General features: G+C 73.8%; 11 protein-coding genes. 6 read left to right on the top strand and 5 right to left on the bottom strand.

Features of this window, described 5'->3' with window-relative positions:
* Window positions 1–3: 3 nt before the first annotated feature.
* On the bottom strand, window positions 4–3,471 hold the full coding sequence (locus ALMP_RS12175; RefSeq protein WP_264926969.1) for an NACHT domain-containing protein: 3,468 nt from the start codon (window positions 3,469–3,471) through the stop codon (window positions 4–6).
* Between the two features lie 98 nt (window positions 3,472–3,569).
* Between ALMP_RS12175 and ALMP_RS12170 the strand changes: the two genes are divergently transcribed.
* Both ALMP_RS12170 and ALMP_RS12165 read left to right on the top strand, forming a co-directional pair.
* Window positions 3,570–3,959 carry a hypothetical protein gene (locus tag ALMP_RS12170; protein WP_264926967.1) on the top strand — a complete coding sequence of 130 codons (390 nt, stop codon included), beginning with the start codon at window positions 3,570–3,572 and terminating at the stop codon, window positions 3,957–3,959.
* Between the two features lie 185 nt (window positions 3,960–4,144).
* The gene (locus ALMP_RS12165) at window positions 4,145–4,435 is read left to right on the top strand and encodes a DUF3303 family protein (protein ID WP_264926965.1); all 291 of its coding nucleotides are present in this window, start codon (window positions 4,145–4,147) and stop codon (window positions 4,433–4,435) included.
* A gap of 6 nt (window positions 4,436–4,441) precedes the next feature.
* Here the strand turns inward: ALMP_RS12165 and ALMP_RS12160 are convergent, their stop codons facing one another.
* From ALMP_RS12160 to ALMP_RS12145, 4 genes are all read right to left on the bottom strand, one after another.
* Window positions 4,442–5,092: a hypothetical protein gene (locus ALMP_RS12160; RefSeq protein ID WP_264926964.1), complete on the bottom strand. Its 651-nt coding sequence runs from the start codon at window positions 5,090–5,092 to the stop codon at window positions 4,442–4,444.
* Window positions 5,093–5,206: 114 nt separating this feature from the next.
* Window positions 5,207–7,690: a dolichyl-phosphate beta-glucosyltransferase gene (locus tag ALMP_RS12155; RefSeq protein WP_264926962.1), complete on the bottom strand. Its 2,484-nt coding sequence runs from the start codon at window positions 7,688–7,690 to the stop codon at window positions 5,207–5,209.
* Entirely contained in the window at window positions 7,687–8,388 is a 702-nt protein-coding gene (locus tag ALMP_RS12150; protein WP_264926960.1) for a GntR family transcriptional regulator, read from the bottom strand. Before ALMP_RS12150 ends, ALMP_RS12155 begins: the two co-directional genes overlap by 4 nt.
* Window positions 8,389–8,583: 195 nt before the next feature.
* A complete protein-coding gene (locus ALMP_RS12145; RefSeq protein WP_264926958.1) occupies window positions 8,584–9,939 on the bottom strand; it encodes an aspartate aminotransferase family protein in 1,356 nt (451 codons plus the stop codon).
* A 213-nt stretch (window positions 9,940–10,152) separates the two neighbouring features.
* On the opposite strand from ALMP_RS12145, the gene ALMP_RS12140 reads away from it, so the two are divergent.
* The 4 genes from ALMP_RS12140 (at window position 10,153) to ALMP_RS12125 (ending at window position 14,721) form a co-directional block, all read left to right on the top strand.
* Window positions 10,153–10,758: a type 1 glutamine amidotransferase family protein gene (locus tag ALMP_RS12140; RefSeq protein ID WP_264926957.1), complete on the top strand. Its 606-nt coding sequence runs from the start codon at window positions 10,153–10,155 to the stop codon at window positions 10,756–10,758.
* Window positions 10,755–11,213, top strand: coding sequence for a MarR family winged helix-turn-helix transcriptional regulator (locus ALMP_RS12135; protein WP_264926956.1), 459 nt, complete (start codon window positions 10,755–10,757; stop codon window positions 11,211–11,213). The genes ALMP_RS12140 and ALMP_RS12135 overlap by 4 nt, the downstream gene beginning before the upstream one ends.
* A 79-nt stretch (window positions 11,214–11,292) precedes the next feature.
* On the top strand, window positions 11,293–13,056 hold the full coding sequence (locus ALMP_RS12130; protein ID WP_264926954.1) for a serine/threonine-protein kinase: 1,764 nt from the start codon (window positions 11,293–11,295) through the stop codon (window positions 13,054–13,056).
* 99 nt (window positions 13,057–13,155) lie between these two features.
* Window positions 13,156–14,721 carry a substrate-binding domain-containing protein gene (locus ALMP_RS12125; protein ID WP_264926952.1) on the top strand — a complete coding sequence of 522 codons (1,566 nt, stop codon included), beginning with the start codon at window positions 13,156–13,158 and terminating at the stop codon, window positions 14,719–14,721.
* Window positions 14,722–14,899 lie beyond the last annotated feature (178 nt).

Below are 14,899 nucleotides of genomic sequence, written 5' to 3'. Positions count from 1 at the left end.
GTCTCAGCTCCGGCAGTTGATGGCCATGCCGGAGACGGGCCCGCCGTACGAGGAGGGGTATTCGACCACCTCGTCGGCGGGCTCCTGGCAATAGACGCTGTTGTTGTCGCCTGTGAGCCCGAGGACGTCCGTGTGCGTCACCCACACGCGGGCGCCCTCGCCCCAGAGGTACACCTCCCCGCAGGAGCCGAGGAGTGTGAGGGTCACGTCGTCCCCGTACACGGACACCGCGCCGCCCCGGCACTCGTGGGTCCTCTTCACGCCGTCGTCGTCGATCCGCAGCTCCGTCGGCAGGGGCGGCCGCTCGGCCGACGGGGACGGAGTGGGGTCCGGTGTCGGGGGCGGGGCGGGAGGCGTCTCCTCCACCGTCTCCTCCACCGGCTCCCGCGAGGGGCCTCCGCACGCGGACGGAATCGGTTCGTCGAGCCTCGGACGGCCCTCGGACAGGTTCAGGTAGCGCAGGACTTCGCCGGTCAGGGACAGGGCGGTCTCGTCGCTCGTCCGGCGGCAGGCGCCGCGGGAGTCCACCACGAGCGTCGTGATCACCATGTTGTCGACCCGGACGACGAGGTCGGTCGGGCTGCCGCCCCCGCTGATCACCGCCTCCTGGCCCAGACCGGAGACCGGCCGGGTCGCCCCGACCCCTTCGCGCAGCAGGTCGTAGTAGTCGGTGGCGACCTCGACGGCACTCCGGGAGTACCTCGGGCGCATGACGTGGAGGGTGAGGTGGACGCCGTACGAGCCGACGTACCCGCTGTCCGGGACCCGTGCCAAGGGCCAGCCGCCCAAGTCCAGGAGCGGCGCGTCCTCGGCCTTCGTCTCGCCGCTCCAACCGCACTCGTACGTCTCGTCGCCCTTCCTGCCCGCCTCCTTCAGGACGGTGCCCTCCGGCAGGCCGAGGGGCGGGCACCACACGTGCGCCAGGGTGTACGGCCCCGACGCCCCGGGTGTGAAGCTGAGGGCGACCAGGGTGACCAGGGCGACGGGCAGTGCCGCCAGGTTGGCTGTGGGGGGCGGCAACGGCAGGCGGACGCCGGGTCCGGCCGGTTCCGGTGCGGGGCGGCCGGCCAGCCGGTCCTGGAGACGGGCGTGGCGGAACTCGTACACCCCGCCCGCCTGGCGCAGCACGCCCCGGCGGTGGGCGTCCTCCAGGAAGTCGGCGAGCGCCCACGGCAGCCGCCCGGTGGACGCGAGCACGACCCGGGTGACGGTGTAGCCGCACCACGCGGACCCGGCGACGCCGAGCAGCACCAGCGCCAGCAGCGAGCCCAGCGCGGTCGTGGTCCACACGAGCGGGCCGACGACGGGCCGGCCGCCGCCCCGGTGCCAGGCGGCGGTGACGAGCAGCGGGCCGAGGGCCGCCCAGGCCAGCAACCAGGTGCGCAGGGCGTTGGGGCCTTCGCCGCGCAGGGCGTACCCGGGGGCGAGGAACGCCACCGCCCTGCGGTCGGCCCGCAACAGTTCCCGGGGGCTGCCGGCCGTGGCGACGTCGACCGCGTGGTCCACGAAGACGCGGGACGCGAACAGCAGGGGCAGCGCGGCCAGCACGGCCGGCGTCACCTGGAGCGGCAGCCCGATCGCCAGCACGACGGGGGTCGCGTACATCACCTGCTCGATGAACGACCCGAGCCGGCCGCGCACCGCCACGCGGCGCGGCGCGATCCCGGTGTCCGGGCCGGCGAACGGCCGGGTCAGCAGCGCGATCAGGCAGGCCGCCGCCTGCACGGCCAGCACGTACGGCGGGGGCGGCGCCTGCGGCCGGGGCGGCTGACCGAAGACCAGCCACGCGGTGACGCCGAGGGTGAGGGCGAGGGCGGCGGACTCCAGCGCCAGCCGGCCGAACTCCGGGACACCGGGACTCAGCCGCCACCAGGTGATCTCCCGCAGCCCGAGCCGTTGCAGCCGGCCGGCCAGGGCGGTCAGCCAGTCCTTCGCCTCGTCGCCCGTCCAGCGGTCGGCGGGAGCGGCGTAGCTGCCCGGGGCCGGGCGGTAGACGGTGGCGACGAACTGGTCCAGGAGGTGGTCCTCGACGCGTTCGGCGTCGCGGAAGCGGCGCCGGTCGAGGAGTTCGGAGGGGGAGCGCGGGGTGTCGCTGTAGGCCGTGCGCGCCAGCGCGATCATCAGCGGGGTGGACAGGACCTGGCGGAGCACGGCCGCGTGCCGGCGCCGCAGCGGACCGACGGCCGGGACGGTGTCACAGACGGCGGCCAGGACCCGACCCCACTTGGCGCCGTCCGCGCCGTCCGGGCCGTCCGGGCCGTCCGCGCCGTCCGATCCGGCCGAGCGAGCCTCGCCGTCCGAGGTGCCCGGACCCTCCGAGTGGTCGCTCCCGGCCGTGCTTCCCCGCGCCCGGCCGTCGCCCTCCGCCGGCTTGTCCTCCCGTACCCGCTTGTCCACCGTCAGCGGCAGGAACCGCCGTAACTCCTCCGTGCCGAGGGGCTCCAGCTCGACCACCGCGGCGGCCCGCAGAACGCCCGCCGCGCGGACCGCCTCCCGGTACTCCGCGCGGCGGCTGGTCAGCAGGACCTGGCCGCCCTTGGCGGAGTCCCGCATCTCGTTGAGCGCCTCGATCACCTTCGGCCGGGCGGCGGCGGGCAGCTCGTCGAGGCCGTCGAGGACCAGCAGCAGCCGTCCGTGATCGAGCAGTTCGGCCGCCGCCGAGGTGCCCGTGCCACCCATGTCGGCCAACTGCGGATGGTCGAGCGCGATCCGGCCGACGGCCCAGTCGCGGAACGGCTGCGACGGGTTCCACGACGACAGCGGCAGCAGGACCGCGACGGGCTCCGTCGGACGGTGCTCAAGTCGGTCCGCGAGGTGGTCCAGCAGGAAGCGCACGGCGAGGACGGACTTGCCGGAACCGGGCCCGCCCAGGACGACCAGCCGCCGGGCGGGCACCGTCCGGAACACCCTCAGCACGTCCGCGAAGCGCCCCTCCAGGTCACCCGGGGCGATGTTCTTGGTGTCGCGGACGATCTCCCACCGGTCGCTCAGCGCGGTGTCGGTCCGCCAGCGCACCGGCAGCGCCTTCGGGTCGTACAGCCGCCGGTTCTTCTCCTCCCTGGTCCAGATGCGGGTGCCGGCCTGCGCCAGATGATCGGCGGCGACGGCCAGCCGGTGGCGCATGCCGAGGCTGCGGTACCTCCGCCAGGCCGCCGCGCACCCGCGCAGCGACCAGCCGGCCGCCCCCAGGCAGAGCAGGGCGGTCCCCGCGAGGACCCACGTCCACGGCGAGGGCTCCACGGCCGCCATGCCGTCCAGCGCGAACCAGCCGCACCCGCCCGCCCCGGCGGACAGCGCCAGGGACGCCGCGAGCCAGGCGAACGCCGGCCACGGCGTGCCGCTGCCGCCGGCGAAGATGATGTGACCCTTGACGTCACGGCCCTGCACCACGTTGACGGCGTCACCGATGAGCACGTTCGTCGTGCCGTCCTGCGGCGGCTCCGGTGCCTCGTACGCCATCTGCTCGCTCACCCCTACGGGTTGTCCCGGGCCAGATATACCGCCCCGGCACCTGGGCCGCCCTACGCTCGGCCGCGACGTACACGAGCGAAGTACGGGGAAGGACAGCCGTGGACCCCATCGCACCCGAACTGCTCATGGCCCTCGCCTCCGGCACCGCCGGTGCCGCCGGGCAGCAGATCTGGTTCGCGCTGCGCGACCTGGTCGGACGCCGGCCGGACCCCGAGGGGGCGCCGGACGGCGAGGGCGAGCTGGTCGCGCTCGACGAGGCGGCCGACAGCATGGACCGCGCCCGGGAGCTGGCCGGGACCCTGGCCGAGCGGGCCCGGCAGGACCCGGCGTTCGCCCGCGCCCTGGAGACCTGGCGGCGCGAGGCCGAGGCCCTGCCGGAGCTGCGGACCGGCACGGGCGAGGTGCGCAACGAGATCTCCGGCGGAACCTTCCAGGGCGCGGTCGTCCAGGCACGGGACATCAACGGGCCCCTGCACTTCGGCCGTTAGGCACGGGCAGGCCGAGGTGGTGCAGAAGATCGTCCACAGCGTCTATACACAGACGCTGCCGCGCGGCTGATCCGCCGAGAGACGAACCGCGACCGGGCATATTCTGAAGCCGTACGCGCGTGCGCCCACCGGAGAACCGGCCGGCAGAGCCGGGAAGCCGGAAGAACCAGAAGAAGGTGACTGTGATGCGCGTGATGATCAAGGCGAATCTCAGCACGGACAGGACGAACGAGCTCTTCCGCACCGGCAAGGTGCCCGAAGTGATGCAGGCGATCCTGGAGCGGATCAAGCCGGAGGCCGCCTACTTCGGGCCCGAGCACGGCAAGCGGACCTGTTTCCTCATCTGCGACCTGGAGGACAACTGGCGGCTGCCCGCGACGCTGGAGCCGTTGTTCGACCAGTTCGACGCCGAGGTCGAGGTGTTCCCCGTCATGGACCGCGAGGACCTGCGGAAGGGCCTGGCCCAGCTGGGCTGACCCGCCTCAGCTGAAGACGATCATCGACCCCTGCGCCAGACTCCGCGTCGCCGCCGCGTGCAGACCGAGCCAGACGTGCCGTTCGCGGGCGAAGGGGCTGGGGTCGTACGGCGCCGGGACCGCGGGTTCCTCCAACTCGGTGGGCGCGGCCGGGGGTTGGGGCGCGGCCGGGGGGTTGGCCGGGTCGATGCCGATGGACGGGGCGACGTACTCCAGTTCCCGCAGGAGGGACTGGGAGGAGCCCAACGGGCCGCCTCCGGCGAGGAGTTCGTCGTTGGAGAGGGGCTGCGGGAAGTCCACGGGGACATAGGCGCCCGCGTGGTCGTAGTGCCAGACCAGGTGGGACTGCTGGGCCGTCGTCTCGAACATCTCCAGGAGCTGTTCGTAGTCGCCACCCAGGGCGTCCACCGGGGTCACCGGCAGCCCGCACACCTGGAGGAGGTAGGCGCGGCGCAGGAAGTGCAGGGCGTCGTAGTCGAAGCCGGCCACCGGGGCGACGTCGCCGGACAGACCCGGCATGTACTGGTAGACCGGCACGGGCGGCAGTCCGGACTCGGCGAGCACCTTGTTGTACTGCGCGAGTTCCTCGGCGAACGGGTTGTCGGGGGTGTGGCACAACACGTCGACGAGCGGTACCAGCCACAGGTCACAGGCCAAAGAAGGAACTCCTCACTCAGCGCGTTGCTCGGTCCACGGGGTCGGTCCACGGCCGGTCCGTCCGCCCGGTCGGCGAAGGGCCCGGTCAGGGAAGGGTAGTCGGTGCGGCCCGCGTCAGCTCCTCCCCTGCGTACCGCGCGTTGCCTCGTGCAGGTCCCATACCCACACACCGTCCACCCACTTCCCGGGACGGCCCACGAGCCGGTCCACCGTCGCCCGCAGCTGTGCGTCGCGCGGCTGCGGGGCGAGCACCAGCGCGCCCGCCCGCCAGTGCGCGAGGTCCTCGCGGGTCTCCTCGCGGGCCCGGTCGTCGATCGCCGGGACGACGCCCGTGTCGCGCACGTCCCGCAGCAGGGCCGCGGTGAAGTTCAGCGGCACGCCGTAGACGCCGGAGCGGTCGCCGTCGCCGTACGGGCCGTTGAAGTAGCCGCCGGGGACGCGGAAGCCCAGGTCGGTGACGGTCTGCCAGTGCAGGGCCTCGGCGGCGGCCGGATCGGGCAGCGGCACCGGCACGAGCGACTCGCCGGGGCGGACGTACGCCTTCCAGGTGCCGTCGGTGAAGAAGGCGGGCGCCTCGGCGCGGGGCTCGGCGCGCAGCGGGGCCGGGACGAGCGGCAGCAGGGCGAGGCAGACGGCGAGGAGGCCGGCGTACTGCGTGCCCAGGGAGCGGGCCGTCGCCAGCCGGCCGATGGCGAGGGCGAGCAGCATGCCGAGGACGGGCGCGCAGATCATCGCCACCCGGCTCTCGATGACCGACTCCAGCAGCGGGAGGCCGGCGAGCGGCGCCCACGGGCCGGGGACCTCCACACCGGTCAGCGGGATGTGGACGCGCGGGCCGAGGGACAGGACGGCCGCGGCGGCCGCCGTGGCGGCCAGCGCCCGCACGACGGGCCGCCGCCACAGCGCCACGGTGATCGCGAGGGCGAGCAGCAGCAGCGGCCAGCCGTAGAAGGCGTTCTGCTCGGTCGGGTTGAGGGAGAGGGCGTTCGCGCGCTCGGCGTCGCCCGCGATCAGGGAGCGTTCGGCGAAGGTGAGCAGGGCGCGCACGGTGTTGGCGCTGCCGGCGCCGTGGTCGATGTGCGTGTAGCTCTGCGGGCCGGAGAACTGCCAGGCCAGCGGGTACAGCACCAGCGGCAGACAGACGGCCGCGGCGATCGCCAGGCCGCGCAGCAGCGGCGGCGCCGCCCGCCGGGCCACGTCGGGGCGTACGGCGGCGTGGGCGACGGCGAACAGCAGCATGCCGAGCGCGGCGAGCAGCAACGCCTCCTCGCCGAGGAACACCTGGTAGGCCGCCATCAGGCCGAGGACCACCGCGTCCCGGGTGACCCGGGTGCCCGCGCACAGCCGCAGCGCCCGGTCCACGATCAGCGGGATCATGAACAGCACCACGAAGTTCGGGTGGGCGTTGGCGTGGCTGACCATCGGCGGCGCGAACGCGGCGAGGGAGGCGCCCACGAAGGCCGCCGCGCGCTGGCGCACGAGCCGCCGCACGATCAGCCAGTACCAGGCGGCGGCGGTGGCGGCCAGCCCCAGCGTGGCCACCAGGCTGAGGGTGACGGCCGGGCCGAACAGCAGCGTCACCGGCGTCAGCGGCACCGACAGGCCCAGCATGGCCGTGTTCGCCATCAGGTTCACGCCGTCGGGGACGCCCTGGAGGTCGCTGAAGAGCGGGTTGCGCAGCCGGGCGACGTTGTCGGCGGTCACCGCGAAGAACCACTCCCACTGGTTCTGGTCCTGGAGGGAGTCGGTGAGGTAGCGGTGGGCGGGGTCGAAGAAGCGGCCGGAGTACAGGGCGACGGCCATCACGAGGAACAGCACGGCGGCGACGGCGTCGGCGGGGCCGAGCGCCGGGATCCTGAGCCGGACCAGGTCGCGCAGGACACGGAGGTAGTCCAGCGGGCGGACCTTGGAGCCGGGCCGGTGCGACCAGTGCACGGGCACCTCGGCGACGGCCCAGCCGGCCCGCTGGAAGTGGCGCAGCACCTCCATGTCGATGGCCCAGCCGTTCAGCCGGGAGGCGGCGAACGCGGCGCGCGCCTTGTCGCCGTCGAACAGTTTGAACCCGCACTGGGTGTCCCGGATCCGGCGCACGGCCGTGGCGCGGACGATTAAGTTGCCCGCGGTGCCGAGGAGTTCACGCACCCGGTGCTGCCGCTCGCCGAAGGTGGCGCCCGGCGCCGCGCGGGAGCCGACCGCCGCGGCGCAGCCCTCGCCGAGCGCCTCCTCCAGCCGCTCCAGCTCGTCGATGGGCGTGGCGAGATCGGCGTCGGTGAGCAGTACGCGGCGGCCCAGGCTGGCGGCCACGCCGAGCCGCAGCGCGTGGCCCTTGCCGCGGTTGCGGGGGCTGGTGATCAGCCGCAGCCGCGGGTCGCGGCGCAGGGTGACGATCTCGCGGGTGGCGTCGGTGGAGCCGTCGTCGGCGACGATCACCTCCCAGGAGGCGTGGCCCGACGCCTCGAGATGGCGGATGATCGCGTCGAGGGTGGAGCCGAGCCGCCGCTCCTCGTTGTGGGCGGGAACCACCACCGAGAGGTCGACGGCGGCCGTGGTACCGACCGCTCCCCTCCCGGCCGCGTCCGCTCCGGCCGTCCGGTTCATCGCGCCGCCGGCCCCTCGATCAGCGCCAGGCAGTGGTCGTTGTACGCGCTGAGGATCGCGCGGGCGGCGGCGGTGTCGCGTCGGTACAGGGCGTCGACCAGTTCGGTGTGGCCGGACCAGAGCCGGCCGCGCAGTTCGCCGAGCCGCCGCAGGTGCTGCACCAGACAGACCCAGGTCTGCACGCGTAGCCGGTGCAGGAAGTCGGCCAGGTACGGGTTGCCGAACAGGGCGCTCAGCTCGCGCCAGAACCGCAGGTCGTAGCCGATGAGGACGGTGAGGTCGCCGGCGGTCGCGGCCCGCTGGGCCTCCTCGCCGCGGCGGCGCACGCCCGCGACGGCGGCGACGATCCGCGGGTCCTCCAGGTTCTGGAAGCGCTGACGGTCCTGGTCCAGCGCGAGGAACATGCCCTCGATGATCAGGTTGCGGGCCTCGATCATGCCCCGGAAGTCCTCGACCGAGTACTCGTGCACCCGGAAGCCCCGGTGCTGGTCGGCCTCCAGCAGCCCCTGCGCCGACAGATCCACCAGCGCCTCACGGACGGGGGTCGCGGAGACGCCGTACTGCTCGGCGATCTCCTTCACCGTGAACTCCTGGCCCGGCTGGAGCCGTCCCGCGAGGACCTCGTCGCGAAGCGCGTCGGCGATCTGCTGCCGCAGGGTGCTGCGCGTCACGGCGCCGTTGCCGGGGCTGCCGGGCATGGTCAGGGCGTCTCCCTCGTCACGACGTGAAAGTGGCGTGCTCGTACTGAGCGCCAGCGTTGATCGCTCGTACTTATCTACGAGCACGCCACCTTACGCGTTCGATTCGAGGGAATCCCTACCCGAATCCGCGCCCGGATCCCCGCCCGGATCCCCGCCCGAACACCCGCCCGGGCACCGGTGCCGAGCGGGGGGTCACGCCGTGTACTCGTCGGCCACGGACAGCGCCGCGTCCAGCGCCGCCAGGCCCTCCTTCAGCTCGGCCTCGGTCGCGGTGCACGGCGGCACGAAGTGGGTGCGGTTCATGTTCACGAACGGCCACACCCCGGCCTTCTTGGCCGCGGCGGCGAAGGCCGCCATCGGCGCGTTCGCCTCTCCGGCCGCGTTGTAGGGCACGAGCGGCTCGCGCGTCTCGCGGTCGCGCACCAGCTCCACCGCCCAGAACATGCCCACACCGCGCACCTCGCCGACGCTCGGGTGGCGCTCGGCCAGCTCCCGCAGCCCCGGCCCGACGACGGACGCGCCGAGGTCACGGGCGTTGTCGACGACGCCCTCCTCCGCCATGACGCCGATCGTCGCGACGGCGGCGGCGCAGGCCAGCGGGTGCCCCGAGTACGTGAGGCCGCCGGGGTACGGCCGCTTCCCGAACGTCTCCGCGACGGCACCCGAGACGGCGACACCGCCCAGCGGCACATACCCGCTGTTCACGCCCTTGGCGAAGGTCATCAGGTCCGGGGTGACGTCGAACAGGTCGGCCGCGAACCACTCACCGGTGCGCCCGAACCCGGCCATGACCTCGTCGAGGACGAAGACGATCCCGTACGTGTCGCAGATCTCCCGCACGCCCGCCAGGTAGCCCGGCGGCGGCACCATGATGCCCGCCGTTCCCGGGATCGTCTCCAGGACGATCGCGGCGATCGTCGACGGCCCCTCGAAGGCGATGGTCGTCTCCAGGTGCTCCAGGGCCCGCGCGCACTCCTGCTCCTCGGTCTCCGCGTAGAAGCGCGAGCGGTAGAGGAAGGGCGCCCAGAAGTGCACGACGCCGGCGGCGGCGCTGTCGGAGGCCCAGCGGCGCGGGTCGCCGGTGATGTTCACGGCCTGCTGGGTGCCGCCGTGGTAGGAGCGGTACGCCGAGAGCACCTTGGGCCGGCCGGTGTGCAGCCGCGCCATCCGTACCGCGTGCTCCACGGCGTCCGCGCCGCCGTTGGTGAAGAAGATCTTGTCGAGGTCGCCGGGGGTGCGCTCGGCGATCAGCCGCGCGGCCTCCGAGCGGGCCTCGATGGCGAAGGCGGGCGCGAAGGTGGTGAGCTTCGCGGCCTGCTCCTGTATCGCGGCGACGACCTTGGGGTGCTGGTAGCCGATGTTGGTGTAGACGAGTCCGCTGGTGAGGTCGAGGTAGCGCTTGCCGTCGTAGTCCCAGAAGTACGACCCCTCGGCGCCGGCCACGGCGAGCGGGTCGATGAGCTCCTGGGCGGACCAGGAGTGGAAGACGTGCGCGCGGTCGGCGGCCTTCACGGCGGCGCCGGCCCGGGGATCGATCTGAGGGGTCATGCGGGTGAGCGTAAATGTCCGCGATGCGGAATCGGAATCGGCGTCCTGTCTGTGGGCGACGGCTTTCCGCGACAGGTTGTCGGGCGTCGGAAGCGGGGACGCGGGGACTGCGAAAACGGTGAAACGGACGGCCGTCACGTCAAGGTATTGACAGCACGCTGTCGTAGTGACAGTCTTCTGTCATAAGAAGAGTGGGTGAGTCGAGGAGGAGCCATGAACGGCAGGACCGTGCATCTCGGTGTGTACGACACCTTCGCGGACTGGGAGACCGGGCACGCCACGGCCTACCTGGCCCGCGCCGGCCACACGATCCGGACGGTCGGGCCGACGGCCCGTGAGGTCAGGTCCATCGGCGGCCTGAGCGTCCGGCCCGACCTGGCCCTGGACGACCTCCGGCCCGAGGACAGCTCGCTGCTGATCCTGCCGGGGGCCGACCTGTGGGACGCGGGCGACGAGCTGGCGCCCTTCGCGCGCAAGGCCCGGGAGTTCCTCGCGGCCGGCGTGCCCGTCGCCGCGATCTGCGGCGCCACCGCCGGCCTCGCCCGCGAGGGGCTGCTGGACGACCGGCGGCACACCAGCGCCGTCTCCTTCTACCTTGCCGCGACCGGGTACGGCGGCGGCGAGCGGTACGTGGACGCCGACGCCGTCACCGACGGCGGCCTGATCACCGCGGGCCCCACCGAGCCCGTCGCCTTCGCCCGGGAGATCTTCCGGCTCCTCGGCGTGTACGAGGGAGACGTGCTGGACGCCTGGTACCGGCTGTTCCACGACTCCGACCCGGAGGCCTACGCCGTCCTGGAGAAGGCGGCCGCCGAATGAGCCGCGAGCGCCAGGACCTGCTCAGCCGCGGCGCGCTCGGGGTCTTCCGGCTCAACGGGCAGTTCCTCGCGGTCGCCGAGGAGCTGGCCCGCCCGGCCGGGCTGACCGCGGCGTGGTGGCAGGTGCTGGGCGCGGTGCTGCGCGAGCCGCTGCCGGTCGCCGGGATCGCCCGGGCCATGGGCATCACCCGGCAGAGCGTGCAGCGCATCGCGGACCTGCTGGTGGAGAAGGGGCTCGCGGAGTACCGGCCCAACCCCGCGCACCGGCGGGCCAAGCTGCTGGCGCCGACCGAGCGGGGGCGGGCCGCGATCACCGGGATCGATCCGGGACACGCGGCGTTCGCCGACCGGCTGGCCGAGGCGTACGGGGAGGCCGAGCTGGCGGAGGCGGTCGCCGCGCTGGAACGGCTGTCGAAGGTGCTGGACGAACTGGGACCCCCCGTTACAGAACCGTAGGACCCGCACCCGCCCGACTCCCGGAACGGCGGGATTATCCTCGCCCCGTTCACAAGTGCGGGGGGAAGGTGGGGCGATCATGGAGACGCTGGGCCCGGGCGATCCGCAGCGGATCGGCGCCTACCGCCTGCTGGCGCGGCTGGGCGCCGGCGGCATGGGGCAGGTCTACCTCGCCCGTTCCGACCGGGGACGGACCGTCGCCGTGAAGCTGGTCCGCGAGGAACTGGCCGCCCGGGAGGAGTTCCGGGCGCGGTTCCGGCAGGAGGTCCGCAACGCCCAGCGGGTCGGCGGGTACTGGACCGCGCCCGTGCTGGACGCGGACACCGAGGCCGCCGTCCCCTGGGTCGCCACCGGCTACGTCGCCGGGCCGAGCCTCCAGCAGGTCGTCGGCGAGGACTACGGGCCGCTGCCCGAGCGCTCGGTGCGCATCCTCGCCGCCGGTCTCGCGCACGCCCTCGCCAACATCCACGCCGCCGGCATCGTCCACCGCGACCTCAAGCCGTCCAACGTGATGCTCACCATAGAAGGGCCCCGGGTCATCGACTTCGGCGTCGCGCGGGCGATGGAGACGGTCGCCGGCAGCGACCTCACCCGGACCGGCGCGGTGATCGGCTCGCCCGGCTTCATGGCGCCCGAGCAGGTACGCGGCGAGGGCATCACCCCCGCCGGCGACATCTTCTGCCTCGGCTCCGTCCTCGCCTACGCCGCCACCGGCACCCTTCCCTTCGGCGGCGCCGAGGGCGGCCTGCACGCCCTGATGTTCCGCATAGCCGAGGAGGAACCCGACCTGTCGGAGGTGCCCGAGGGCATCGCCGACCTGGTCCGCGCCTGTCTGCGCAAGGACCCGGCCGCCCGGCCCTCGCCCGCCTGGATCCTGGAGCGGACGGGAGCGCGGGACACCGTCTCCGACGGCCACTCCCGCGACCCGTGGCTGCCGGGCGCGCTGGTGGCGCAGCTGGGCCGGCACGCGGTGCGGCTGCTGGACACGGAGGACCCGGACGGAACCCCCGAACACAGCGGCCGGCAGGGCGACGGGACACCCGAGGGCGAGCTGCCGACGCTGGTCGCGGACCCCGCCGGCCCCCCGCCCCGGCCGACGCCCGCGCCCGCGCACCTGGCGTACGGCGGCCCCCAGCAGCATCCGCAGCCCGCCTACGGCTACCCGTCGCCGCCCGACCCCTGGCAGCCGGGCGCCCCGGTCCCGCACAACCCGTACGCCACCGCCCCGCCCGCCCCGGCGTACAACCGGTACGGCCCCGGCCCCACCGCCGTGGCCGATGAGCCGGAGGAGCCCCCGCGGCGCAGTGGCCGTACCACCGCGCTGCTCGTCGCGGTCGCGGCGGTCGTCGCGCTGGCGGCGGGCGGCTCGGTGTACGCGGTGATGAGCGGCGAGGGCACGCCCACCGCGCGCCCCGCCCCCGCGACGAGCAGCGCGCCCAGCACCTCCGCGCCGACGCCCACCCCGACCCCCAGCGCGTCGCCGAAGCCGTCCCCGTCGGCCGGCGCGATCCCGCAGGCGTACCTCGGCACCTGGAGCGCCTCCATCGACAACGCGGGCGCCGCCGACACCCGCCGTCTGATCCTGACCCAGGGCGAGGTGGGCGACACGGTTCTCAGGCTCGTCGCCGACGGGGACTCCTACCACTGCGAGTTCAGCGCCGGACTCGCCCAACGGCCCACCGCCGACGGTCCGTTGCGGATCGGCCCGTCCACGGTCACCGCCGGCGAACCCCTCTCCTCCTGCACCCCCGGCGCCGCCACCGAGGTCACCCTGCTGCCCGACGGCAGCCTCCAACGCGTCAACCCCGCCACCGGGGAGAAGCTCACCTACACCAAGCGGTGAACGTACGGCGAACTTCTGGCCGTGGATCCGGATCGTCCCCTCGGACAGCCGTACGGTGACCCCACCATCGGGCCGGCGGGAGTGGCGGGGGCACCCACAATGGACTGGCTGAACGCCGAGAACCTCGTGGCCGTGGGGACGGCCTTCCTCGGCATCGTCGCCTCCGGCGTCATGGTCTGGTACGAACGCCGGGTGCCGCGCCGCAAGCGCGTCGGCTATCGGGTGCAGATGGACAACCCGATCGGCGACGACGTCAGATCCGGCCGCCCCAACCGCCGCCTGGGCCTGTTCGACGAGGCCCCCGGCATGGACAACGCCACCCTCGTGCTGCTGCGCATCGAGAACGACGGCTCACAGGGCATCGACCACGACGACTACACCGGCCCCGAGCGCCACGGCCTCACCGCGGTCTTCACCGACCGCACCATCCGCGGGGTGTCGGTCACCCAGCCGACCGACACCGACCACCTCATGGACCACTTCACCGCGGACCGCGGCTTCGGCTACGAGGGCAACACCCTGCGCATCCCGCGCGTCCCCCTCAACCGCGGTGAGCACTTCAAACTGCTGGTGCTCCTGTCGGGCGGCGACGTCGGCCACGGGATACGCCTGTACGGCGGACTGCGCGACGGCGAGGTGCACCCCAACCGCAGCGCGACCCCCGACGACACCCCGCCGCTGTTCAGCCGGGCCGCCCGGCTGATCTCCGTGATGCTGACCCTCTGCGTGATCACCCTCGCCACGCTCGTCGTCGTCCGCGACGACGCCCCGCCGCCCATCGGCTGCGAACGCGGCTCGCTCACCCTGACCGGCTCCACCGCCTTCGCCCCGGTGATCCGCGAGGTGGCCCGCAAGTACGAGCGCGACTGCGAGGGCGCTCACCTCACGGTCGACCCGCACGGCTCCACGGCCGGCATCCGCGAACTCACCGCGGCCGGCGCCCGCAGCCGGAACGGCTCCCCGCCGCTCGTCGCCCTCTCCGACGGGCCGAAGCCGTCCGGCCTGGAGCAACTGCGCGAGAACCGTGTCGCCGTCTCCGTGTTCGCGCTGGTCGTCAACGACGACGTCCGCCTGCGCAACCTCTCCACGCTCGACGTACGGCGTCTGTACCGGGGGGAGATCACCAACTGGAGCCGGCTGGGCGGGCCGGACCTGCCGGTGATCCTGGTCAGCCGGGACGCCAACTCCGGGACGCGGCAGGTGTTCCAGCGTCGGGTGCTGGGCCGCGGCGAGATCGCCAACTCCTCCGTCGACTGCCTCCACAAGGACGACCCGACGGCCGCCGTCGTGCGCTGCGAACTCGACTCCACCGACCAGGTCCTCGCGACGGTCGCCGCCACCCCCGGCGCGATCGGCTACAGCGAGCTGAACCTGGCCGACCGCGCGAAGGGCCTGCACGCGCTGGACCTCGACGGCGACCCCGCGTCCGTCGACGCCATCGAGAACGGCACCAGCGCCTATCCGTACCGTGAGATCGAGTACGCCTACACCTACGGCCGTCCCCCGGCCGACTCCCTCGCCTCCAGCTTCCTGACCTACCTCACCCGCGGCAACGGCCAGGACGTCGTCCGCACGCACGGCCACCTGCCGTGCTGGACACCGGAAGGGCTGCGGCTGTGCCGGTCGCCGTCGTCCGGCTCGTCCGGCCCGCCCGGGGGAGCCTGAGGCGGGGCGGCCGCCCCGCACAGCCCCTCACCGCGGCTCGGGCGGCCGCTGGCGGGGCATGTTGGGCCGGGCGCCGGCCCCGGGCGGCATCGGAAACCGCCCCCCGGAACCCCCCGTCTCCCCCCGCCCCCCGCCGGAGGCCACCGCCCCCTGGATCCCCATCGGAGCCGACCCGGTC

Source organism: Streptomyces sp. A012304 (assembly GCF_026008495.1).
Lineage (GTDB): Bacteria > Actinomycetota > Actinomycetes > Streptomycetales > Streptomycetaceae > Streptomyces.
Note: the sequence above shows the minus strand (reverse complement) of the source record. Positions and strands in the feature narration are given on the sequence as shown.

Coding starts and splice junctions, on each gene's coding strand:
- ALMP_RS12165 (WP_264926965.1), top strand. CDS start 4,145: ATGCGCGTGATGATCAAGGCGAATCTCAGCACGGACAGGACGAACGAG.
- ALMP_RS12155 (WP_264926962.1), bottom strand. CDS start 7,690: ATGAACCGGACGGCCGGAGCGGACGCGGCCGGGAGGGGAGCGGTCGGT.
- ALMP_RS12150 (WP_264926960.1), bottom strand. CDS start 8,388: ATGCCCGGCAGCCCCGGCAACGGCGCCGTGACGCGCAGCACCCTGCGG.
- ALMP_RS12145 (WP_264926958.1), bottom strand. CDS start 9,939: ATGACCCCTCAGATCGATCCCCGGGCCGGCGCCGCCGTGAAGGCCGCC.
- ALMP_RS12140 (WP_264926957.1), top strand. CDS start 10,153: ATGAACGGCAGGACCGTGCATCTCGGTGTGTACGACACCTTCGCGGAC.
- ALMP_RS12135 (WP_264926956.1), top strand. CDS start 10,755: ATGAGCCGCGAGCGCCAGGACCTGCTCAGCCGCGGCGCGCTCGGGGTC.
- ALMP_RS12130 (WP_264926954.1), top strand. CDS start 11,293: ATGGAGACGCTGGGCCCGGGCGATCCGCAGCGGATCGGCGCCTACCGC.
- ALMP_RS12125 (WP_264926952.1), top strand. CDS start 13,156: ATGGACTGGCTGAACGCCGAGAACCTCGTGGCCGTGGGGACGGCCTTC.